The sequence below is a fragment of the Rahnella sp. CFA14(1/10) genome (assembly GCF_004195095.1).
Classification (GTDB): domain Bacteria; phylum Pseudomonadota; class Gammaproteobacteria; order Enterobacterales; family Enterobacteriaceae; genus Rahnella; species Rahnella perminowiae.
Genome location: NZ_SEWS01000006.1, coordinates 311,714 through 335,056, shown reverse-complemented (window position 1 = coordinate 335,056; position 23,343 = coordinate 311,714). Strand labels below are relative to the sequence as shown.

Below are 23,343 nucleotides of genomic sequence, written 5' to 3'. Positions count from 1 at the left end.
GGCTCGGGGAACCGCAAGTACACCGGAAAACGGGGCTTGTGGATAAATCAGGTCAGGCATCAAAAAAGGTCCCGAAAGGATCTTCATTAGGAATAAAACTGATGTGTGGAATTGTAGGCGCAGTAGCGCAACGCGATATTGCTGAAATTCTGTTGGAAGGTTTACGTCGTCTCGAATACCGCGGTTATGACTCCGCCGGGCTGGCTGTCATTGATGCTGCGGGAAAAATGGGCCGCTTACGTCGTCTGGGTAAAGTCCAGATGCTGGCTGATGCACTGGACGAACATCCTTTGCAGGGCGGCACTGGCATTGCTCACACGCGATGGGCCACTCATGGCGAACCTTCTGAAGCGAATGCTCACCCGCATGTATCTGATTACATTGCCGTCGTGCATAACGGTATTATCGAAAACCACGAACCTCTGCGTGAATTACTGACTGAACGCGGCTACCGTTTTGATTCTGAAACGGATACTGAAGTGATCGCACATCTGGTGCATTGGGAACAACTTCAGGGCGGTACGCTGCTGGAAGTCGTACAGCGTGTGATCCCGCAACTGCGTGGCGCTTACGGTACTGTAGTGATGGACAGGCGCGACCCGTCTGTCCTGGTGGCCGCCCGTTCCGGTAGCCCGCTGGTGATTGGTCGTGGCGTTGGGGAAAACTTCATTGCTTCCGACCAGTTGGCACTGTTACCTGTGACCCGTCGCTTCCTGTTCCTTGAAGAAGGGGATGTGGCTGAAATTAAACGCCGTTCTGTCAGCGTTTATGATAAAACCGGCCATGCCGTTGAGCGTGAAGAAATTGAATCTAAAGTGCAGTACGACGCCGGTGATAAAGGCGTATACCGTCACTATATGCAAAAAGAGATCTACGAACAGCCGCTGGCAATCAAAAACACCCTGGAAGGGCGTTTCAGCCACGGTGAAGTGAACCTCAGCGAGCTGGGCGAAAAAGCGGACGAAATCTTATCGCGTGTTCAACATGTGCAGATTATCGCCTGTGGCACGTCATATAACTCGGGAATGGTGGCGCGTTACTGGTTTGAGTCACTGGCTGGCATGTCTTGTGATGTTGAGATCGCTTCAGAGTTTCGCTATCGCAAATCTGCCGTTCGTCCGGGCAGCCTGATCATCACGCTTTCTCAGTCTGGTGAAACGGCAGATACGCTGGCTGCGCTGCGTTTGTCGAAAGAGCTGGGTTATCTCGGTTCTCTGGCAGTGTGTAACGTAGCCGGTTCTTCATTGGTGCGTGAATCCGATCTGGCGCTGATGACCAAAGCAGGCACCGAAATCGGCGTGGCATCAACCAAAGCGTTCACCACACAACTGACCGTTCTGCTGATGCTGGTGGCGCGTATGGGGCGCCTGAAAGGGATGAATCCGCACGTTGAGCACGATATTGTTCACGCGCTCCAGGCGTTGCCTGCGCGTATCGAACAAATGTTGTCGCTGGATAAAACCATCGAAACGCTGGCCGAAGGTTTTTCTGATAAACATCACGCTCTGTTCCTTGGCCGTGGTGATCAGTATCCGATTGCGATGGAAGGTGCGCTGAAGCTGAAAGAGATTTCTTATATTCACGCGGAAGCCTATGCGGCGGGTGAGCTGAAGCATGGTCCGCTGGCGCTGATTGACGCAGATATGCCGGTGATCGTGGTGGCACCAAATAACGAATTGCTGGAAAAACTGAAATCGAATATCGAAGAAGTGCGCGCCCGTGGCGGTTTGCTGTATGTCTTTGCCGATCAGGATGCCGGTTTTACCGACAGTGAAGGCATGAAGATTATCCAGCTGCCACACGTTGAGGAAATTGTCGCACCTATTTTCTATACCGTTCCGCTACAGTTGCTGTCCTACTACGTTGCCCTGATTAAAGGTACCGACGTTGACCAGCCACGTAACCTGGCGAAATCTGTGACTGTCGAATAAGACTGTCCGGTTTCAGCTATGCGATATATAAGCGCCTCCCGGGGCGCTTTTCTATTTTCAGAATGTTTTTGCCTGATTCCCCACTTTCCCGGCAGCCGATCACGATTCTCCCCTCTCAGGCTTCGTAACCCGCCCCGGATAAGGTATAGTTCGCGTTTTTCTGAAGGTACCCCGCTGAATGCTGACCAATTCCTCCATTCGTCTTAACAAATACATTAGCGAGAGCGGTATCTGCTCACGCCGCGATGCCGATCGTTACATCGAACAGGGAAATGTTTTCATCAACGGCAGGCGTGCCGCAGTGGGGGCTCAGGTGTTTGCCACAGACGTGGTGAAAGTTAACGGTCAGCTTATCGAGCCACGTGATGAAGAAGATCTGGTGCTTATCGCGCTGAACAAGCCGGTAGGTATTATCACCACGATGGAAGAGGGGGAGCGGGACAATATTCGTGATTTCGTCAATCACAGCAAGCGTGTCTTCCCGATTGGCCGTCTGGATAAAGATTCTCAGGGGCTGATTTTACTGACTAACCATGGCGATCTGGTCAATAAAATCCTGCGTGCCGGTAATGATCACGAAAAAGAGTACATCGTGACCGTTAATAAACCGATCACTGACGAATTTATTGCAGGTATGGGTGCTGGCGTGCCGATGCTTGGCACGGTGACCAAGAAATGCAAAGTAAAGAAAGAAGCACCCATGGTGTTTCGTATTACGCTGGTACAGGGGCTTAACCGACAGATCCGCCGTATGTGTAAGCACTTCGGTTATGAAGTCACTAAGCTTGAGCGCGTGCGTATTATGAACATCAACCTGAAAGGTGTTCCACCGGGAGAATGGCGGGATTTAACCGATGATGAATTGATCGAGTTATTCAGGCTGATTGAAAACTCCTCGTCTGAAGATAAACCGGCGAAAAAAACGCAGGCAAACCATACTCAGGCTAAAAAAGCGGTTGTCACAAAACCGGCTGCCACAAAAACAAAAAATACCGAAAAACCTGAAACTAATTCTGCATCCCGCAAGCGTTTTGCCCAGCCTGGTCGTAAGAAAAAAGGGCGTTAATTTACCTGTTTTTCATTATCTGCCGGTGTAATAACCGGCTTTTCCCGCTTAAAACACCTTCATATTGCCCGGGTGGTTCGAATTGTGAACGGTGTCATAAAACTGTCATATAACGTACATTTTACTGTCACTAAACTGTCCTATTTTCCTCCTGTGCCAAACACTTTAATTAACGTCGACATCAGTCGGGAAGTTTAAAACCACCAGGAGTGGAACATGAAATTGATGCGTAACACCGTCGCCGGTCTTGTAGCAGCGACTTTCTCCCTCACAGCAATGTCTGCTTTCGCTGCCACTAACCTGACTGGCGCTGGCGGCACCTTCCCCGCACCTGTCTACGCTAAGTGGGCTGACGCATATCAGAAAGCAACCGGTACTCAGGTGAACTACCAGGGCATCGGTTCTTCCGGCGGTGTAAAACAAATCATCGCCAAGACCGTTGATTTCGGCGCATCTGATGCACCGATGAAAGAAGAAGATCTGAATAAAAATGGCCTGTTCCAGTTCCCTACCGTGATCGGTGGCGTGGTGCTGGCTGTTAACATCCCTGGCATCAAATCTGGTCAGCTGACACTCGATGGCGCAACGCTGGGTGACATTTACCTCGGTAAAATCAAAAAGTGGAACGACGCAGCGATCACTAAGCTGAACCCGGGTGTGAAATTGCCAGACACCAACATCGCAGTGGTGCGTCGTGCTGACGGTTCCGGTACTTCGTTCGTATTCACCAGCTATCTGGCGAAAGTCAACAGCGAGTGGAAAGACAAAATCGGTGCAGGTTCAACGGTGAACTGGCCAACGGGTCTCGGTGGCAAAGGCAATGACGGTGTGGCCGCATTCGTACAGCGTCTGCCAGGTTCAATCGGTTACGTTGAATATGCTTATGCTAAGCAAAATAACCTGGCTTATACCAAGCTGGTCGATGCAGACGGCAAAGCTATCAGCCCGACGGAAGCCTCCTTCAGTGCAGCTGCTAAAGGCGCTGACTGGAGCAAAACCTTCGCTCAGGACCTGACCAATCAGAAAGGTGATAATGCGTGGCCAATCAGCTCCACCACTTTCATCCTGGTTTACAAAGATCAGCAAGATGCAGCGAAGGGCGCAGAAGTGCTGAAGTTCTTCGACTGGGCCTACAAAAATGGCACCAAACTGACAACTGATTTGGACTATGCCGCACTGCCAGCCTCTGTTGTAGAGCAGATCCGTGCAGCCTGGAAGACCAACATCAAAGACAGCAGCGGTAAAGCACTGTACTAGGAATACCCGTCATACCTGAAGCTGCACCGGCGTTAGCTGCGCTCGTTCACCCGAATCACTTACTTGAGTAAGCTCATCGGGATTCACTTGCTTGCTGCCTTGGTGCAACTCCAATTATTTTGGGTATAGTAACTCTGCTTCATTCCCTCTCCGGCCGGGGAGGGAATTAAATCTGAATTAAAAGAGAGTGGTATGGCTGAATACAAGCCGGCTATCAAGGCACCTGGCAAAAACGGTGACATCATCTTCGGCGCGCTGGTTAAACTGGCAGCGCTGATAGTGCTATTTATGCTGGGCGGCATTATCGTCTCGCTGTTTATTGCTTCTCTGCCGAGCATTGAAAAGTTCGGATTATCCTTCCTGTGGACGAAAACCTGGGATGCGCCGAACCAACAATTTGGTGCACTGGTGCCGATTTATGGCACGGTTGTAACCTCCATTATTGCCCTGCTGATTGCTGTTCCGGTGAGCTTTGGCATCGCATTATTTCTCACCGAGCTTGCACCTAACTGGATGAAGCGCCCGCTGGGGATTGCTATTGAACTGCTGGCGGCTATCCCCAGTATTGTTTATGGCATGTGGGGTCTGTTCGTTTTCGCCCCGCTGTTTGCGCAATATTTCCAGACGCCAGTGGGCGACGTGCTTTCCGGTATCCCGATTGTTGGCGAACTGTTTGCTGGCCCGGGTTTCGGTATCGGCATTCTGGCGGCAGGTGTCATTCTCGCCATTATGATCATACCGTACATAGCTTCCGTTATGCGTGATGTATTCGAACAAACGCCGGTGATGATGAAAGAATCTGCTTACGGCATTGGTTGCACCACCTGGGAGGTGATCTGGCGCATCGTGCTGCCGTTCACCAAAAATGGTGTGATTGGTGGCGTGATGTTAGGCCTGGGACGCGCACTTGGCGAGACCATGGCGGTGACCTTCATTATCGGTAACACCTACCAGCTCGACAGCGCATCGCTGTACGCGCCGGGCAACAGTATTACCTCCGCACTGGCGAACGAATTTGCCGAAGCGGAAGCCGGATTGCACACCTCTGCACTGATGGAACTGGGACTGATCCTGTTCGTCATTACCTTTATTGTTCTGGCGCTGTCGAAAATGATGATCCTGCGTCTGGCTAAGAAAGAGGGCCGTTAAGATGACGACACTCGACATGCAAAGTACCCCGGCGCTGCTGGAATCGCGTCGAAAACGTCAGGCGTGGCGCCGTCAGAAAAACCGTCTGGCACTGATGATCTCCATGCTGACCATGGCGTTTGGCCTGTTCTGGCTGGTGTGGATCCTGTTCACCACTATCGTTAAAGGTGTTGACGGAATGTCGCTGGCGCTGTTCACGCAGAACACCCCGCCACCGAATACGGCAGGCGGTGGTCTGGCTAATGCCATTGCGGGCAGCGGATTACTGATTTTATGGGCCACGTTGATTGGTACGCCACTGGGCGTCATGGCCGGGATTTATCTCGCCGAATATGGTCGTAAATCCTGGCTGGCGGAATTCATCCGTTTTATTAACGACATCCTGCTCTCTGCGCCATCGATTGTGGTGGGCTTGTTTGTGTACACCATCATGGTGGCAAAAATGGGGCATTTCTCCGGATGGGCGGGTGTGCTGGCGCTGGCGCTGTTACAGATCCCGATTGTTATCCGCACCACGGAAAATATGCTGAAACTGGTGCCGGACAGCCTGCGTGAAGCGGCTTATGCGCTGGGTACGCCGAAGTGGAAAATGATCTCAGCTATCACGCTGAAAGCCTCTGTTTCCGGCATTATTACCGGGATACTGTTGGCGATTGCCCGTATTGCCGGTGAAACCGCGCCGCTGCTGTTCACCTCGCTCTCCAATCAGTTCTGGAGCACCGACATGATGCAGCCGATTGCTAACCTGCCGGTCACCATCTTTAAGTTTGCGATGAGCCCGTTCGGCGAATGGCAACAACTGGCCTGGGCGGGCGTGCTGCTGATTACAGTTTGTGTGCTGTTACTGAACATCCTGGCGCGTGTGATTTTTGCCCCGAAAAAGCAATAAGTTAATTCATTATTGATGGCAGGCGATAACGGCTGCTGTCACTGTTTACCCGGCGTCGCCACGCGGCGCACGAAAAAGAGAGATGTCTTAATGAGTCGAATGACTGACGCATCCAACAGCAAAATTCAGGTTCGTGATCTGAACTTTTATTACGGCAAATTCCACGCGCTGAAAAATATTTCCCTGGATATTGCTAAGAACGAAGTCACGGCATTCATCGGCCCTTCAGGTTGTGGCAAATCCACGCTGCTGCGTACGTTTAACAAAATGTACCAGTTGTATCCGGAACAGCATGCTGAAGGTGAAATCCTGCTTGATGGCGAAAACATACTGGTTGATAAGCAAGATATCGCGCTGCTGCGTGCCAAAGTTGGCATGGTCTTCCAGAAACCGACGCCGTTTCCGATGTCAATTTATGACAACATTGCGTTCGGTGTCCGCCTGTTTGAGAAGTTGTCCCGCACGGACATGGATGAGCGCGTGCAATGGGCGCTGACTAAAGCCGCGCTGTGGAATGAATCCAAAGACAAGCTGCACCAGAGCGGTTATAGCCTGTCCGGCGGTCAGCAACAGCGTCTGTGTATCGCGCGTGGTATTGCGATCCGCCCTGACGTTTTATTGCTCGATGAACCTTGCTCCGCGCTCGATCCGATTTCTACCGGTCGTATCGAAGAACTGATCACCGAGCTAAAATCTGATTACACCGTGGTGATTGTGACCCACAACATGCAGCAGGCTGCGCGTTGTTCAGATCGCACTGCGTTTATGTATCTGGGCGAACTGATCGAATACAGCGACACTGACTCGCTGTTCACTTCACCAGCGCGCAAACAGACTGAAGATTACATTACTGGCCGCTACGGTTGAGGTAAAAAGAATGGATAACCTGAACTTAAACAAACACATTTCTGGCCAGTTTAATGCAGAGCTTGAGCACATCCGCACACAGGTTCTGGCGATGGGTGGCCTGGTTGAGCAACAACTGACTGATGCCATCACTGCGATGCACAATCAGGATGCCGAACTGGCGCAACGCGTTATCAAAGGCGATGACAAAGTTAACCTGATGGAAGTGGCGATCGACGAAGCTTGTGTGCGCATCATTGCCAAGCGCCAGCCAACCGCCAGCGATTTACGTCTGGTGATGGCGATTATCAAAACCATTTCTGAACTCGAGCGTATCGGTGATGTGGCCGATAAAATCTGCCGCACGGCGCTGGAAAAATTCTCACATTTGCACCAGCCGTTGCTGGTCAGCCTGGAATCGCTGGGGCGTCATACCGTAGAGATGCTGCATGATGTGCTGGATGCTTTTGCACGTATGGATCTTGACGAAGCGGTGCGTATTTACCGTGAAGACAAAAAAGTGGATCAGGAATATGAAGGCATCGTGCGCCAGCTGATGACTTACATGATGGAAGATCCGCGGACGATTCCAAGCGTGCTGACCGCGCTGTTCTGCGCCCGTTCTATCGAGCGTATCGGTGACCGCTGCCAGAACATTTGCGAGTTCATTTTCTACTTCGTGAAAGGTCAGGATTTCCGTCATGTCGGCGGTGACGCACTGGATAAATTACTGACAGACGGCAAAGACGCGCCGAAAGAATAACGGTTTGCTGAGATTGCCGCACAAAAAAGGCCTCAGACGAGGCCTTTTTGCTTTCAGATCGATACCAGCGTCCGATCAACACAATTATTTCATCACATATCGCAGGGCAACCATGACAGCCAGCTGGCGATAATGGGCGATCTGTAAATCCCCTTCATCCGGATTTTCAAACAAAGCGCCGAACGTATATTGGTTAGCGACCTGGTGCACACACAGGCTGCTGATGAGGCGGTGAACGTCACGCGCCTGCGCATCATCCTTAAACAGATGGCTTTGTTTACCACGTTCAAGGATATCTTCCAGCAGCGTTAATGCCGTTTTGTTAATTTCACGGATGCTGGTGGACTGGCGGATAAACCGGCCACGCAGCATGTTTTCCGTGGACACAATACGGATGAATTCCGGATGAGAGACATGGAAATCAAAGCTGGCTTCCACCAGTTTAACGATCGCTTCCGCCGGTGGCAGGGAAGATAAGTCCAGTTCCAGTTCATGCTGACGAATACCGCGATAAACGTGCTCCAGCACCAGCATATACAGGGCTTCTTTGGTCTTATAGTGATAGACCACCATACGTTTCGTGGTACGGGCATTGGAGGCAATGTTTTCCATGCGCGCGCCCATCAGACCGGATTCAGCGAATTCAGCCAGAGCACTGTCGAAAATGCGCTGCCTGAGCCCTATCGGATCATTTTTACGTCCCGGCGCCGGGGAATTTTGGCTGCTCAGCGTCTTATCCTCTTCATTAACCCCATTCTCGCCACAGAGATTAACCATTGCTTCGTCCAGATACAATCTGTGCGTTCATCCAACTTCGCCGCACTTGACGAACGTGGCATGAGGGTTCACTACTGTAAGTATCGAAGCCTGAATTAAAGGACGCCATTTTGCCTGCAACAACCCGGTTACATTCTATTGCGACAGTTTCAGTACCAGGAACTTTGCCAGAAAAACTCACTGCTATTGCGGCGGCTGGATTTGATGGTGTAGAGATATTCGAAGATGATTTACTTAAAAGTCCGGTCAAACCGGCGGCTATCCGTAACCTGGCCGATTCCCTCGGCCTGCGCATTTTCCTGCTGCAACCTTTCCGCGATTTCGAAGGGGTGCCTGCGGAGAAGCGGGTTGAAAAACTTGCCAGCGCACGCCGTCAGTTCGATCTGATGAGCGAACTGGGATGCGACCATTTACTGGTGTGCAGCAATACTGATCCCGCCAGTTCGCCGGAGCGCGAGGTACAGATTGCCGATCTCGCGGCGCTGGCCGCAATGGCGCAGCCGTATGCTATCCGCATTGGCTATGAAGCACTGGCATGGGGGAAGCATATCAACCGCTACCGTCAGGCGTGGGATCGGGTGCGCGAGGTGAATAGCCCGTCGCTGGGTATCGTGCTCGACAGTTTTCATATTTTAGCGGTGGGTGACAATCTGGACCGTCTGGATGAAGTGCCGCTGGAAAAAATCAGCTTCCTGCAACTGGCCGATGCGCCGTTTAAAGACATGAACGTGCAGCAGTGGAGCCGCAGTTACCGCTGTTATCCCGGCCAGGGTGATTTACCGCTGGTAGATTTCGTCAGCACGCTGAACCGTAAAGGTTTCACGGGCCCGTGGTCACTGGAAATCTTTAATGATAAAACCTTGCCACTGGCCGATGGCCTGCGCTCCCTGACTGAGCTGGAAAAGCGGATGCAGGCTTACGATCCGTCCGCCTCTGAAAACTGATTCATTGCCAATATGTCATTCCTGACGTGACATATTGGCGATCATTCGCCCACTGCGCTTTGTTTATACTGAAAACCCTGTTCTCACAAGGATGTTTTCATCATGACGCTTTTCTCTTCTCAGGCGATAAACCTTTCCCTTCGCGGCCGTACACAGGCTGAAATCCTCCATGAGCTGGCCGAAATGGCCGCTGGCCTTGGAAAAATTAACAGTCCTAAAATTTTTGCGCAGGCACTCACCGTGCGTGAATTACATGGCTCTACTGGATTTGGTGACGGCGTCGCGCTGCCGCATACCCGTTCTGCCTGTGTCACATCCCCCGGTATTCTGGTAGCCAGAACTGCGCATCCGGTCACATGGAATGCCTCAGATGATGAGCCGGTTTCCTGCTGGCTGTGTCTGATGATCCCCGAAAATGGTTCAGACGCTGACACGTTGTTACTGTCTAAACTGTGTCGGAAAATGGTCAATCCTGATTTTATCGCAGCACTCAAAACCCGTGATGAACACGGCATTGTTGAGCTGATTTTCAACGCTATTTCCTGACAGGACGTCAGCAATGGAAAACAATTGGAAACTGGTCGCCGTGACCAACTGCCCGGCGGGTATTGCGCATACTTATATGGTGGCTGAGGCACTGGAAAGAAAAGCCCGTTCGCTGGGACACGATATTAAAGTTGAAACGCAGGGCGCCAGCGGCGTGGAAAATACACTGACCGCACAGGAGATTGAGGCCGCAGATTTTGTCATTCTGGCGCTGGGCAGAACCCTCAGTGAAGACGATCGCCGTCGCTTTGCAGGAAAACGCGTACTGGAAATGAAAATTTCTGACGCGCTGAAAAACATTCCGCTTGTCTTCAACACGCTGGAAGAAAAAGCAATGTTAATGAAGGAGGCATCCGGCGTCAGGCTTGGTCAGCAGCCGGTGAAAGCCGACAGCATCATGAATCATCTGATGGCGGGTGTCTCAGCAGCTTTACCGTTTGTGATCGGCGGGGGATTGCTGGTGGCGCTGGCCAATATGCTGGTGCAGATGGGGTTGCCATATATTGCGCAGGGCAATGACGTTTCGCCATCCTTTACCTGGATTGTGGAATCCATCGGTTATCTGGGGTTCAAATTCATGATCCCGGTAATGGGTGCTTACATTGCCAGTTCGGTAGGCGATAAACCGGCGTTTGCCCCGGCCTTCCTGGTCAGTTATCTGGCCAATGACAGCGCGATGCTGGGCACCAGTTCCGGCGCAGGTTTTCTCGGTGCGGTAATACTGGGTCTAAGCATCGGGTATTTCGTCCGTGCATTTCGCAAAGTCCGGCTCGGAAAATCACTTCAGCCGTTGCTCGGTTCTATGCTGATCCCGTTCGTGACGCTGGCGCTGTTTGGCCTGTTGACCTATTACCTGATTGGCCCAGTCATGGCCAGCATGATGGAAATCCTGCTGCATCTGCTCAATACCATTCCGATGTCGATGAAACTCGGCGCAGCCTGTCTGGTCGGCGCGATGCTGGCGTTTGACATGGGCGGGCCGGTCAACAAAACAGCGTGGTTTTTCTGTTTTTCACTGCTCGATAAAGGCATTTATGACTGGTATGCCATTGTCGGTGTGGTCGCGCTGATGCCGCCGATGTCTGCCGCACTGGCGACATTTCTCGCCCCTCGTCTGTTTACCGAACAGGAGCGGGGTGCTGCGGTCAGCACGCTGGTGGTAGGCGCCACGGTAGCCACCGAACCGGCTATTCCCTATGCACTTGCGGCTCCTCTGCCGATGATCACCGCCAACACGCTGAGCGGCGGCATTGCCGGAATGCTGGTGATGGTCTTTGGTCTCCGGCGGCTGGCACCCGGACTTGGGGTTTTCGATCCGCTGATTGGTCTGATGTCGCCGTGGTACAGTTTTTATCTGGTGCTGGGTATCGGGCTGCTGCTCAACGTGGCCTTCATCGTTATTTTCAAAAACTGGTGGATGAAGCGCCAGACGTTAAGGACAGCAACAGATGCGATCTGACATTTTAAAAGACGGTTTACTGGAAAAACTGGCACTGGCCTCCGGCGTCAGCGGTGATGAACAGGAAATCCGTGAAATTCTGTATCAGGCCGTCAAACCTCACGCAGGGGAAATTACTTTTGACGGCCTGGGAAGTTTTATCGCCCGTAAAGGTACGCGCGGGCCGAAGGTCGCGTTGATCGCGCATATGGACGAAGTGGGATTTATTGTTAAGCATATCAATGCGGAAGGCTTCATTTACTTTGATACTGTCGGTTCGTGGTGGAACCAGAGTATGCTCAATCAGCGTGTGGAAATAAAAACCGCCAGCGGGGAAAAAATCCCCGGCATTATCGGCTCGGTCTCACCTCATGCACTGACGGAGGAAGATAAATGCCATCCCGTGAAAATAGAAAAAATGTTCATTGATATTGGCGCGGCGTCGGCAGAACAGGTCAGAGAGCGTGGCGTGGCGGTGGGAGATTTTATTTGCCCTGAGCCCTTCTTCAGCACGTTTGGTGATGACGGCATTATGGCAAAAGCATTGGATAACCGTGCGGGCTGCGCCGTAGTGGCGGAAATTTTCCGCCAGTGCCAGAACCCGGATATCCAGCTTTATGCCGTGGCGACGGTGCAGGAGGAAGTTGGGTTGCGCGGTGCGCAGACGTCAGCGGAAGCCGTGAAACCTGATATCGCGATTGTGATAGACACCCTGGTGGCGGGTGATACACCGGGCCTCTGTCCTGTCGCCTTTCCCCTGAAACTCGGCGCAGGGCCAGCCATTTCTTTATTCGATAAGCGTTACATTGCTCACCGTAAATTAACGCAGCTTGTAAAGAATACCGCAGCAGAAATGGGTATTGATTTGCAGTTTTGCACACTCAAAACCGGCGCAACGGATGGCGGGCGTTATAACGTTATGGGCGGCGGAAGGCCGGTGATTGCATTGTGTCTGCCGACACGCTATCTGCATGCAAACGCCTCAGTGATTTGTGCTGCGGATTATAACATGCTGATCCGTCTGGTCGTTTCACTGGTAAATCATTACGGACAGGACGTTCATCAGCAGGTGACGCAATTTATCGGCTGACGGGCTGTGGAGAACTCAGGGATGTTGAATCCACGACAGAAAGAGATTTTATCCGCACTCAGCCACCAGCGGATCAGCGGTCAGGCACTGGCAAGGTGCGCACGTATTTCTGTGCGTACCCTGTTGCGGGATATTGACTACATTAATTACCGGCTGGGCGCAGCCGGTAAAATTATCTCCGGCGCAGAGGGTTATCAGCTTTTAGTCGAAGAAGGGCGTGACATAGAGCGTCTGCTGGGGAATGCGGAGGACGCGCTCTTTCTGGCTCTGATCTTTAATGCCTGTCTGCCACTGGGAGCACTGGCTGATAAACTCCGTCTGAGTAAATCCGCCGTCATCGATCTCATCAGCGCAGTGCGCAAGAAATCCCGAACGCAGCCGCTGATAGGCTCACGGCCAAAACATGGTCATTCGCTTCTGCTCGACGACCGGCAAAAAGTTTTATTGCTGGCGAACCTGATTATCCGCAACCCCGCCTGTTGTGGCGAACATTGCGCGCATGCCTTCAGTGTGCGCATTGTGTCTGCCCGCTCACTGTTAACCACACTGGATTATCCTTTCGGTACGCCGCTCTTTCTGGCGGCGCTGGGGCTGGCGGTGGAATATCTACCCGCAACCCACCTTTCGGTGGTGAAGATTCTGCAACCCTTGCGGCACAAGCTTTCCGGCATTACACCCGAGGCTATCCGCACGGTGTTAACGCGCGTCGCAACGCCGTTACCGGGGCTTATCGATGAGGAACTGGTTGGTCAGCTGACCGACCATATTAAGCGCTCGGTGGCCTGCCCGACGATTCTGCCTGTCGCGCCGTTGCATGATTTTCGTAAAATCAAAACGACCTATCCTCAGGCATTTGACCTCAGTTTGTCTTTTGTCCGCGAATTGAATCAGAGCCTGAAGATCGAGTTTTATGACGACGACTGGGCAGGATTATATTTCGCCTGTGCGCTGGAACGGACGCAATCCGCCGTGCTGAATCTGGTGGTTTACAGTGAATATTTGTCTATGGCGACGCTTAATAAAGAAATTATCGAGCGGGAGATCAGCGGTGTGAATGTGATTATCGCCACGCATCCGGAACAGCTACTTGCCAGCCTGCTTCATCAGCCTGTTGCGCTGGTACTCAATAATCACCGTCAATATCCGGCGATGGAGAATGCGACGGCGGTATGGTCTGTCAGTGAATTAGTCGGACATCGTGAACTGGAACAGCTGCGTGTCAGGCTGGCTGGACTGATGCTGTACCAGCACAGCGCCGTGTGTTTTCCGCAACACCTGTCTTTTACCTATGCGAATGCGCCGCAGGATAACTGGCAAACAGTGATCGGCGAAATCTGCCAGCATCTCGTCCGTCGTGACGCGCTGACAATCGCCGAGGCAGAGCTTATTGTGGCGCGGGAAGCGCAGGGCGAAAACCTGATCATCAATCATCTGGCTGTGCCGCACTGTTCGGGACAGCGCGAGCAGCCCTTTATCGGCATTTTTGTGCATCTGCAAAACCCGCTGCTGATTGAAAGTCAGCGGGTACAGAACGTCCTGGTGGTATGTGTGAATGCAAGAGGGCGGCAGGAATTAAAAATGTTCAGCCATCTTGCTGATGCACTGAACGGTTGCGAGAGTGCGCAACTGCTCGGACTGACCACCCACGCAAGCTTTATGCAATGTCTGAATAAGCCTTTCAGCGCGTGATCTTATATCCCATCTGACGCCAGATCTCCGGCAGTTCGTTCATGTCGTGAAAAGTGATGACCAGCGGGTGATCGAGCGGAGGATTATGCGGATCGGCGCAGTAATAAAAGACCGGAATACCGGCAGTGATCCCGGCCTGTGCACCCGCCACGGAGTCTTCCACCAGAATGCAGTTTTCAACCGGCACTTTCATGACTTCTGCGGCTTTGTACAATACGGCAGGATCAGGTTTCCAGCGCTGCAAATCGTAGCCACTGAACAGTTTATCACCCATAAAAGGGAGCAGGCCGGTCAGCCCGAGAGAGTGCTGCATTTTGGTGACCGGGCCGTTGGAGACAACGCACATCGGCACGGTAATTTGTTCGAGTAACTCATGCGCGCCGACAACCGGCTCAAGTTTGCTGTCGAAAAGCCGCGCAACATGCTGGCGGAACACCACTTCCATCTCTTCTTTCGGCACATCGATACCGTGTTCTTTATTGACGATAGCCACGATTTCGTAAAGTTTAACGCCCTTGTATTTCCTATACATTTCGTCGAATGAAACCGTCACGCCAAAATGCGCGAACATCTCAACATAGGCTTCGCAGCACAATAATTCACTGTCTACCAGCGTACCGTCGCAATCAAAAAAGACGCATTCAACCTGTGACATACTTTCTCCCTGTGAACACTTCATCTATTGGTAAGCATTCAGGCACTCTACCCCAACGATAGATTTAATCCCATACATCCAGTGCTGGCGCTTTAGGGCTAAAATCCTTAGGATACCCCCCGATTGTTTTCCCCTATTTTGGAACTCACCAATGAGCACACCACAGAGCAATGCGACTGCGGGTAAAGGACTGGCCGAACGTCTGTTTAAACTGACGCAGCACGGCACCACCGTACGCACCGAAACTATCGCCGGTTTAACCACCTTTCTGACCATGGTCTACATTGTTTTCGTGAACCCGCAAATTCTCGGCGTCGCGGGCATGGATAAACAGGCCGTCTTTGTGACCACCTGTCTGATCGCTGCGTTCGGCAGCATCCTGATGGGTGTTATCGCCAACTTACCGGTGGCACTGGCGCCAGCGATGGGCCTGAATGCGTTTTTTGCTTTTGTGGTGGTGGGCGCGATGGGCGTTTCCTGGCAGATCGGGATGGGCGCGATTTTCTGGGGTGCCGTGGGTTTGCTGCTGCTGACCATTTTCCGCATCCGTTACTGGATGATTGCAAACATCCCGGTCAGTCTGCGCGTGGGTATCACCGCCGGTATCGGGCTGTTTATTGGCATGATGGGGCTGAAAAACGCCGGTATTATCGTCCCGAACCCTGACACCATCGTGACCATCGGAAACCTGACCTCACACAACGTGCTGCTCGGCGTGTTGGGCTTCTTCATTATTGCCGTGCTGGCATCGCGCAATTTTCACGCCTCGGTACTGGTGTCGATTATTGTCACGACAGTCATTGGTCTGATGATCGGCGACGTGCATTACACCGGTTTCTGGTCGATGCCGCCGAGCATCACTACGGTCGTCGGCCAGGTGGATTTGAAAGGTGCGCTGAATATCGGACTGGCAGGCGTCATTTTCTCCTTCATGCTGGTGAACCTGTTTGACTCCTCCGGCACGCTCATCGGTGTGACGGACAAAGCGGGTCTGGCGGATGCGCAAGGTAAATTCCCGCAGATGAAACAGGCCTTGTATGTCGACAGCATCTCGTCTGTCGCAGGCGCTTTTATCGGCACCTCTTCGGTTGGCGCTTACATTGAAAGCACTTCCGGCGTTTCTGTCGGGGGGCGTACCGGTCTGACGGCAGTCGTCACCGGTTTGCTGTTCCTGCTGGTTATCTTCATTTCTCCGCTCGCAGGTATGGTGCCGGAATACGCGGCTGCCGGTGCCCTGATTTATGTGGGCGTGCTGATGACCTCCAGTCTCGCACGCGTTTCATGGGATGATCTGACCGAAGCCGTTCCGGCATTCGTGACGGCGGTGATGATGCCGTTCAGCTTCTCGATCACCGAAGGTATCGCGCTGGGTTTCATCTCTTACGTGGTAATGAAACTGGGTACCGGTCGCTGGAAAGAAATCAGTCCGTGTGTGGTCGTTGTCGCCCTGCTGTTTGTGCTGAAAATCGCATTTGTTGACGGACATTGATTTTCGTGACGGCAAAAAAAACAGCCTGCAATTTTGCGGGCTGTTTGCATTTCTGAGGCTGTAGATTACTTGCTGACGCGACGCGTATAGTCGGCAAATGCCGTAAGCTGACCGCGCAGGAAATCGAGCGTGCCCTGATCAATCACTTCACCAATCTGCTCATCCACTTTGTTCTGGATCACGCCGCCCATAAATTCAGGTTTATTCATCACCATCGCATCCAGGAACACCAGAATCTGACGCAGGTGATACTGGCAACGTGCGCCGCCGACCGGGCCCATTGAGCTGGTCTGGATCAGCACCGGTTTACCCGCCAGTGGCTGATTCGGCAAACGGGAAATCCAGTCGATGGCATTTTTTAGGCCGCCTGGCACAGAATAGTTATATTCCGGCGTCACAATGATCACGCCGTCAGCCTGACGGATTTGCTCTGCTATGGCTTCTATATCAGCCGGAAAACCTTCTTCCTGCTGAATATCTGCATCATAAAGCGGCAGTGTACCGATGGAAGGCAACGCCTCAATACTGATGCCCTCTGGCGCCACTTTCGGCAAGGTACGGGCGACCATTCCGTTATAAGACGCTTTACGAAGACTGCCTAACAGTGTGACAAACTTCAGTGGTTGAGCTGACATGGGTAACTCCTGTTATGGGTGACTTTTCGAAAGGAATTGCCTGTAACCATAAACGAAAACATCACAACTGGCGTAAACAAACGTGTAGTTTTATTTAGCGGGTGGCAGGCTGATGAACTTCATGAAGTGTGGTGATTCAGATTGCTGATCGACTGACAGGGTTTGCGTGCGGGTAAAGCCGTTTTCAGGTTCATAACGCCAGCATTGCAAACGGATAATTGAGGGAGATTGCGCACAGGCCCAGGTAATTGAGCCTTCAATGTCACTCATCACCTGCGCCTCGGGCGTTATGGTAGACCGCAAACGACCCGAAGCAGGATTCAGGCTGAGCGTAAGCGGGCTCTGATCGTTCAGGCCGGACATTTTCAGCATGCTCTGGCGGATACACCACAGTTGAAGCGAGGATTCCACCGGATCCGATTGCATGGCAATCCAGGTTTTCTCCACGGCAGAAAGCTGTAATTGCTGTTGCGGATTCACCAGCGCACTGCGGGCATGAATGATTTCGAGATCGAGGCCGACTTTTCCTTCGCTGCTGATTAAAACACCGACGGTACTTCCGGCATACGCCAGACTGAAATCCGGCAGATCAGGGGATTCAAAACTTGGACGACCGCTCGGCAGCGTTATAACGTTGGGAAGCTCAGCGATGCCGTAAAGATAGAAAATCATTTCAGCCAGCAGAACGCGGCCGTTTAAGAAACGCTTGCGCTGTTTTTCGGAAAGGTGTCTGGCGAATAATATGATCTCTTTGGGCAACCGGTGTGTATCCGGTTCTGCATCCGTCATTGCCCATCTTGCAAAATGGCACGCCATTGTTCACTCCATGATTAATGGTTCGACCGCATTTTCTCAATTGTGCTAAAGAATAACATTAAGAGAAATCATTAAAAACCGCTTAAAACCCGCAGCACTGCACACTTTTTTCCCTTTTCCGACAATATTTCATCATCATAAAGTGAAAGCCATCACAGCCTAAGTCCCTTATTGAGAAAGAATATCATTGGAATGATGTTCTGGTTTTTTACGCATACCCTTCTCACGCCAGATATATCTACTATAGCAACATAAAGAAACGTCAGAAAATGCCGTTACTAATTAAGCAGCGATCTCGCTGCTTTGCCTGTGAGTGCCCAAAAATGTTAAAAACAACGCAATCCCGCTTTATCGCATTGATCAGCTTGTTTTTTATTGCGCTGGTCATCGTTACGCTTATCGTGATCCAGGTGTATATCGCTCCCCAGCTGAAGCAGACAGAAAGTAATCTGGTGGCTAATCAGGTGGATGACGTTGCGGTGGCAATTAATGACCGCTTGAATAAAGTTGAGTCTCAGGTACGGACCATTACCCAGACTGTCGCACAAATGGACAGCGACAGTATCGATCGTTTACTTCCGGCACTGGTTGATCAGTACGGTGACGTTGCGGTATTTGGCGGCGGGATCTGGCCACTGCCGAATCAACGCGATCCGGCCAAAATCAAATTCAGCACTTTCTTTGCCCGTAATAATAATAATCAGCTGACGGTCAATACCTTCTGGAACAGCGCTGAATCTCCCAACTATTTCGATCAGTCGTGGTATCTGGCGGCTTCAAAAGGTGAAAAGGGCCAGTGTGTCTGGGCGCCTGCTTATTTCGATGACGCCAGCACGCAGCCGCGGACTAACTGTGCGATGCCGATTTACAAAGGCGATAAACAATGGGGTGTCGCAACCATTGACGTCACACTGGGTTTCTTTAACCAACTGGTGACGGAGATGGAAAAAAAGGTTCATGCGAAAATTTATATCGTGGAAAAAGACGGCACGATCGTCGGTACCAGCCATTCTACCGATGAAAAATTGCCGAAACTGGCTTCACTGGGTGAGACTTCTCCACTGGCGATGCAGATCCGCAAAAGTCTGGATCAGATCAACGGACAGGCGAGTCTGATCGCTGACTACGACAATGACGGCACGTCGCACACCCTATTCATGAGTAACATTCAGGGACCCTGGTTTATCGCCACCGATATGCCGACCAGCCAGTTACTGGCGCGCAGCCACAGCATTCTGGCGAGCCTCGGACTGGTTCAAATCCCGATGGTCTTGTTGTTACTGATCGTTCTGATCGCCGCAATTAAAATTTTCATGCGCCAGCTGGCAGCACTGAATAGAAATATCGCCCAGCTTTCCGCTGGCGGTGCCGACTTAACCCGTCGTTTGCCGGAAAGCCGAAGCCCTGAGTTCAATCAGATCAACCAGAATTTCAACGGCTTCCTGTCTTTCCTGCAGTCGATTCTGCGTCAGGTCGGCGACAGTAGTCTGGCGATCACCTCGGCCTCGCGTCAGATTGCCAGTGGTAACCTGGACTTGTCTGCACGAACCGAAGAGCAGGCCAGTTCGATTGTCGAAACGGCAGCCTCAATGGAACAACTGACCAGCACCGTGAAACAGAACGCTGCCAATGCGGAAGGGGCTAACCAGCTGGCGCGTGATGCCTCTGCTGTTGCTGAGAAGGGCTCGGAGGTGGTGAAACAAGTGGTTGAGACCATGGGTTCGATCACCCGTTCTTCTCATAAAATCGTCGATATCATCAGCGTGATCGACGGCATCGCTTTCCAGACTAACATTCTGGCGCTGAATGCGGCGGTTGAAGCGGCGCGTGCCGGTGAACAGGGGCGTGGCTTCGCCGTTGTGGCATCCGAGGTACGCAGTCTGGCACAGCGGTCGGCCACTTCGGCGCGTGAAATCAAAAAACTGATCGAGGATTCGGTGGCAGATATCTCCACCGGCAGCGAACTGGTGGCGACCGCCGGGACGACGATGGATGAAGTCATGGGCGGCGTAAATAATGTTGCGACACTGATGAACGAAATCATGTCTTCCAGTCAGGAACAAAGTCTCGGCATTGAGCAGGTTAACGTCGCGATCACTCAGCTGGATAATGCGACGCAGCAGAATGCCGCGCTGGTTGAGCAGGTTTCGGCTGCCGCACAGGCGATGCAGGATCAGACCGTTCAGCTGGAGACCGTGGTTGCAGGCTTTAAGCTCTGATCACGTTTGCTACAGAAAGTTAAATCAGGCGGTGAGTGAGCGATCACTCACCGTTTTTTATTTTGAACAGTGCCTCAGTAAAAGGTGTGTTCAGTCATAAAATTAATCAGGCTGGTGAGTTTGGCGCGTGGTCTGAAATCGGGCAGATACACCAGATGTACCGGACGTGGCTTCGGGATAAAAGCCTCAAGCACAGGGATCAGTTTTCCGCTGGCAATATCACTGGCCAGAAGAACTTTGGGCTGCAACAGCAAACCGGCGCCTTCCAGCGCAGCGGCGCGTAATGCATGGCCGTCGTTTGATACATAACGGCTATGGACAGGCCACGCTGACGTGGTGTGCTCTGCATTCGCCAGATGCCAGCCTTCGCTCTGATTCCAGACGGTATGCACCAGACACGGGTGCGTTTTCAAATCCTCAGGCGAAGCGGGCATACCAAAACGCTGCAAATATTCCGGAGAAGCACAGATCACCATTTCATAGGGGGCCAGCGGCTTCGCGACCAGCCGGTCATCACCTGTTTCGCCAATGCGAATCGCCGCGTCAAAACCCTCTGCGAGCAAATCCACCCGGGCATTGCTAAGTATCAGCTCCACATTAATTTTAGGGTGTTTTTGCAGATAACGGGCCAGCATCGGCGCTACCACGCTGGAGCCGAGTGACACCGGCGCGCTGACCCGCAGCAGCCCGGTCGGTACGCTTTGCAGGCTTTCCATCGCGCTTTCCGTAAATTTCATCTGTTCCAGCACCCGTTTTCCATTCTCATAAAATACTTCACCGGCATCGGTCAGGCTTTGCCTGCGGGTGGTGCGTTGCAACAGGCGGGCATTCAGATACTTTTCTAACTGCTGAATGTGCTTGCCAACCATCACTGCGGAGATCCCCAGTTTTTCTGCCGCGGTGCTGAAATTTCCGGTTTCTACTACGCTGACAAAGACTTCGATATTCCGCAGCTTATCCATATTACAAACCCTGAGTTAGAACAGAACGAATAATTCGAGTCTATATCTAACCCTCAGTTTGGTGAAAGATGAACCCACAAACATTATTGAGGAGTCTGTGATGAAAATTTTAGTGATTGGCGGGACGGGTACATTGGGTAAAGCCGTAGTGCGTGAGTTTGCCGGTGATCATGAGGTGATCACGGCAGGTAAAACACAGGGGGATTTTCAGGTAGATATCACCGACGAAAACAGCGTAAAAACGCTTTTCCAACGTACGGGTAAACTTGATGCGATTATCACAACCACAGGGAGCCTGCACTTCGGCCCGCTGACAGAAATGACTGCAGAACAATTCAATATTGGTTTACAGGATAAACTGCTCGGGCAGGTACGCATTGCGCTGATCGGTCAGGCATTTCTCAATGATGGTGGTTCCATCACGCTGACCAGCGGGATTATTGCTGATGAGCCCATCCGTCAGGGGGCCAACGCCACCACGGTGAATGCGGCAGTCGAGGGCTTTGTACGTGGTGCATCGATTGAGTTACCACGCGGGATGCGTATTAATGCCGTCAGCCCGACAGTGGTAGAAGAATCCCTTACAGGCTATGGCCCGTTCTTCCCTGGCTTTGAAGCGGCCCCAGCAGCACGTGTGGCAAAAGCGTACCGCCGCAGTGTGGAAGGTGCACAGAACGGGCGGATTTATAAAGTCTGGTAAGGCCCGACGTTCTGAAGCCAATAAAAACCCGCATGTTAAAATGCGGGTTTTTATTGCGCATGACAGATTATTTGCCGATGCAGAAACTGGAGAAAATACGGCCCAGCAAATCATCGGATGTAAATTCACCGGTGATTTCACTCAGCGATTGCTGTGCCAGACGCAGTTCTTCTGCCAGTAATTCCCCCGCCCATGCACCAAGCAGCTGATCTTTACCCTGAACCAGATGCTGTGCAGCCTGTTCCAGCGCCTGTAAGTGACGGCGACGGGCAAGGAATCCACCTTCCATATTGTGATTAAAGCCCATGACCTGTTTCAGATGATCGCGCAGCAGGTCAACGCCGTCACCGGTACGGGCGGAAAGGCGAATAAGTGAGTGACCATTCACTTGTGTCTGCCCCAGCGCTTCGCCAGTGATATCGGCTTTATTACGCACAACCACGATAGGCAAAGAGGCTGGAAGGCGGGCCATAAATTCAGGCCAGATTTGTGCAGGTTCCGTGGCGGCCGTTGTGGTGCCGTCGACCATAAACAGTACCAAATCAGCTTGTTCGATCTCATTCCATGCACGTTCGATACCGATACGCTCAACTTCGTCGCTGGCTTCGCGCAACCCGGCGGTGTCGATAATATGCAAAGGCATGCCGTCTAAGTGAATGTGTTCGCGTAAAACGTCACGGGTGGTGCCGGCAATATCGGTCACGATCGCGGCTTCACGACCTGCCAGTGCATTCAGCAGGCTGGATTTCCCGGCATTCGGACGCCCGGCAATCACCACTTTCATTCCTTCACGCAGCAGACTGCCCTGACGCGCTTCAGCACGCACCGCATCAAGATCGCCCATCACCGTATTGAGTTTGGCTTCGATTTTGCCGTCAGACAGGAAGTCGATTTCCTCGTCGGGGAAGTCAATAGCCGCTTCGACAAAGATCCGCAGGTGAGTGAGTGCTTCCACCAAATGATGAATACGGTTCGAGAAAGCGCCCTGTAATGAATTAACGGCTGAACGTGCCGCCTGCTCAGAACTGGCATCAATCAGGTCAGCAATGGCCTCAGCCTGCGCCAGATCGAGTTTATCATTGAGGAATGCACGTTCAGAGAATTCGCCCGGACGCGCAATACGTACATTTTCAAGCGCAATGATGCGTTTAAGCAGCAAATCCAGGATCACCGGCCCGCCGTGACCTTGCAGCTCAAGTACGTCTTCACCGGTAAAGGAATTCGGGCCGGGGAACCACAGCGCGATGCCCTGATCCAGCGTACTGCCATCGGCATCCTGAAACGGCAGATAATCGGCATAACGCGGCTTGGGCAGTTTGCCTAAGACAGCCTGTGCCACATCACGCGCCGCGCGGCCGGAAACGCGTAAAATGCCTACACCACCGCGGCCGGGGGGCGTTGCCTGGGCAATGATGGTATCTGAGGTGCTCATATTCATCTCTTTTGGTCTTTTTACGGATATGCAAAAGGCGATCAAATGAT

The 23,343-nt window shown here is 52.2% G+C and carries 21 protein-coding genes; 15 read left to right on the top strand and 6 right to left on the bottom strand.

What is annotated here, in order from left to right; all coding sequences use genetic code 11:
* Nucleotides 1-101: 101 nt before the first annotated feature.
* The 7 genes from glmS to phoU all read left to right on the top strand — a co-directional run bounded on the left by glmS (nucleotide 102) and on the right by phoU (nucleotide 7,901).
* Nucleotides 102-1,931 carry a glutamine--fructose-6-phosphate transaminase (isomerizing) gene (gene glmS / locus EVX52_RS14475; RefSeq protein WP_129991557.1) on the top strand — a complete coding sequence of 610 codons (1,830 nt, stop codon included), beginning with the start codon at nucleotides 102-104 and terminating at the stop codon, nucleotides 1,929-1,931.
* A 178-nt stretch (nucleotides 1,932-2,109) separates the two neighbouring features.
* Nucleotides 2,110-2,997, top strand: a complete 888-nt coding sequence (gene rluF / locus EVX52_RS14470) for a 23S rRNA pseudouridine(2604) synthase RluF (RefSeq protein ID WP_129954127.1) — start codon at nucleotides 2,110-2,112, stop codon at nucleotides 2,995-2,997.
* Nucleotides 2,998-3,213: 216 nt separating this feature from the next.
* Nucleotides 3,214-4,254 (top strand): phosphate ABC transporter substrate-binding protein PstS, encoded by a 1,041-nt coding sequence (pstS, locus tag EVX52_RS14465; protein WP_129954125.1) that lies wholly within the window; start codon nucleotides 3,214-3,216, stop codon nucleotides 4,252-4,254.
* Nucleotides 4,255-4,446: 192 nt separating this feature from the next.
* Entirely contained in the window at nucleotides 4,447-5,403 is a 957-nt protein-coding gene (gene pstC, locus EVX52_RS14460; protein ID WP_129954123.1) for a phosphate ABC transporter permease PstC, read from the top strand.
* Nucleotide 5,404: 1 nt separating this feature from the next.
* On the top strand, nucleotides 5,405-6,292 hold the full coding sequence (gene pstA, locus EVX52_RS14455) for a phosphate ABC transporter permease PstA (RefSeq protein ID WP_129991556.1): 888 nt from the start codon (nucleotides 5,405-5,407) through the stop codon (nucleotides 6,290-6,292).
* Between the two features lie 99 nt (nucleotides 6,293-6,391).
* Nucleotides 6,392-7,159: a phosphate ABC transporter ATP-binding protein PstB gene (pstB, locus tag EVX52_RS14450; protein WP_013577692.1), complete on the top strand. Its 768-nt coding sequence runs from the start codon at nucleotides 6,392-6,394 to the stop codon at nucleotides 7,157-7,159.
* 10 nt (nucleotides 7,160-7,169) lie between these two features.
* On the top strand, nucleotides 7,170-7,901 hold the full coding sequence (phoU, locus tag EVX52_RS14445) for a phosphate signaling complex protein PhoU (protein WP_112290873.1): 732 nt from the start codon (nucleotides 7,170-7,172) through the stop codon (nucleotides 7,899-7,901).
* An 84-nt stretch (nucleotides 7,902-7,985) separates the two neighbouring features.
* Here phoU and EVX52_RS14440 read toward each other — a convergent pair whose 3' ends face one another.
* Nucleotides 7,986-8,678 (bottom strand): TetR family transcriptional regulator, encoded by a 693-nt coding sequence (locus EVX52_RS14440; protein WP_129991555.1) that lies wholly within the window; start codon nucleotides 8,676-8,678, stop codon nucleotides 7,986-7,988.
* Between the two features lie 164 nt (nucleotides 8,679-8,842).
* On the opposite strand from EVX52_RS14440, the gene EVX52_RS14435 reads away from it, so the two are divergent.
* From EVX52_RS14435 to EVX52_RS14415, 5 genes are all read left to right on the top strand, one after another.
* The gene (locus EVX52_RS14435; RefSeq protein ID WP_235173480.1) at nucleotides 8,843-9,622 is read left to right on the top strand and encodes a sugar phosphate isomerase/epimerase; all 780 of its coding nucleotides are present in this window, start codon (nucleotides 8,843-8,845) and stop codon (nucleotides 9,620-9,622) included.
* Between the two features lie 102 nt (nucleotides 9,623-9,724).
* Complete coding sequence (locus tag EVX52_RS14430) at nucleotides 9,725-10,168, top strand: fructose PTS transporter subunit IIA (RefSeq protein ID WP_129991553.1); 444 nt, start codon at nucleotides 9,725-9,727, stop codon at nucleotides 10,166-10,168.
* 13 nt (nucleotides 10,169-10,181) lie between these two features.
* The gene (locus EVX52_RS14425; protein ID WP_129991552.1) at nucleotides 10,182-11,627 is read left to right on the top strand and encodes a PTS fructose-like transporter subunit IIBC; all 1,446 of its coding nucleotides are present in this window, start codon (nucleotides 10,182-10,184) and stop codon (nucleotides 11,625-11,627) included.
* A complete protein-coding gene (locus EVX52_RS14420; RefSeq protein WP_129991551.1) occupies nucleotides 11,617-12,696 on the top strand; it encodes a peptidase in 1,080 nt (359 codons plus the stop codon). Before EVX52_RS14425 ends, EVX52_RS14420 begins: the two co-directional genes overlap by 11 nt.
* 21 nt (nucleotides 12,697-12,717) lie before the next feature.
* Nucleotides 12,718-14,385, top strand: coding sequence for a PTS sugar transporter subunit IIA (locus EVX52_RS14415; protein WP_129991550.1), 1,668 nt, complete (start codon nucleotides 12,718-12,720; stop codon nucleotides 14,383-14,385).
* Here EVX52_RS14415 and yieH read toward each other — a convergent pair.
* Nucleotides 14,375-15,040: a 6-phosphogluconate phosphatase gene (gene yieH / locus EVX52_RS14410; RefSeq protein WP_129954107.1), complete on the bottom strand. Its 666-nt coding sequence runs from the start codon at nucleotides 15,038-15,040 to the stop codon at nucleotides 14,375-14,377. The two genes, EVX52_RS14415 and yieH, sit on opposite strands and share 11 nt — an antisense overlap.
* Nucleotides 15,041-15,191: 151 nt before the next feature.
* Here yieH and EVX52_RS14405 point away from each other — a divergent pair, with 151 nt between their 5' ends.
* Nucleotides 15,192-16,529, top strand: a complete 1,338-nt coding sequence (locus EVX52_RS14405) for an NCS2 family permease (RefSeq protein WP_047609954.1) — start codon at nucleotides 15,192-15,194, stop codon at nucleotides 16,527-16,529.
* Nucleotides 16,530-16,594: 65 nt separating this feature from the next.
* On the opposite strand, the gene EVX52_RS14400 is transcribed toward EVX52_RS14405, so the two are convergent.
* Together EVX52_RS14400 and EVX52_RS14395 are read right to left on the bottom strand one after the other, a co-directional pair.
* Nucleotides 16,595-17,164 carry an NADPH-dependent FMN reductase gene (locus tag EVX52_RS14400; RefSeq protein ID WP_129954105.1) on the bottom strand — a complete coding sequence of 190 codons (570 nt, stop codon included), beginning with the start codon at nucleotides 17,162-17,164 and terminating at the stop codon, nucleotides 16,595-16,597.
* A 90-nt stretch (nucleotides 17,165-17,254) separates the two neighbouring features.
* Complete coding sequence (locus EVX52_RS14395; protein WP_129954103.1) at nucleotides 17,255-17,980, bottom strand: 4'-phosphopantetheinyl transferase superfamily protein; 726 nt, start codon at nucleotides 17,978-17,980, stop codon at nucleotides 17,255-17,257.
* 323 nt (nucleotides 17,981-18,303) lie between these two features.
* Between EVX52_RS14395 and EVX52_RS14390 the strand changes: the two genes are divergently transcribed.
* Nucleotides 18,304-20,199, top strand: coding sequence for a methyl-accepting chemotaxis protein (locus tag EVX52_RS14390; protein ID WP_129991549.1), 1,896 nt, complete (start codon nucleotides 18,304-18,306; stop codon nucleotides 20,197-20,199).
* 74 nt (nucleotides 20,200-20,273) lie between these two features.
* Here EVX52_RS14390 and EVX52_RS14385 read toward each other — a convergent pair whose 3' ends face one another.
* Nucleotides 20,274-21,161, bottom strand: a complete 888-nt coding sequence (locus tag EVX52_RS14385) for a LysR substrate-binding domain-containing protein (RefSeq protein WP_129991548.1) — start codon at nucleotides 21,159-21,161, stop codon at nucleotides 20,274-20,276.
* A 100-nt stretch (nucleotides 21,162-21,261) separates the two neighbouring features.
* On the opposite strand from EVX52_RS14385, the gene EVX52_RS14380 reads away from it, so the two are divergent.
* A complete protein-coding gene (locus tag EVX52_RS14380; RefSeq protein WP_129991547.1) occupies nucleotides 21,262-21,861 on the top strand; it encodes a short chain dehydrogenase in 600 nt (199 codons plus the stop codon).
* Between the two features lie 67 nt (nucleotides 21,862-21,928).
* On the opposite strand, the gene mnmE is transcribed toward EVX52_RS14380, so the two are convergent.
* Entirely contained in the window at nucleotides 21,929-23,293 is a 1,365-nt protein-coding gene (gene mnmE, locus EVX52_RS14375) for a tRNA uridine-5-carboxymethylaminomethyl(34) synthesis GTPase MnmE (RefSeq protein ID WP_129954095.1), read from the bottom strand.
* Between the last annotated feature and the right edge of the window lie 50 nt (nucleotides 23,294-23,343).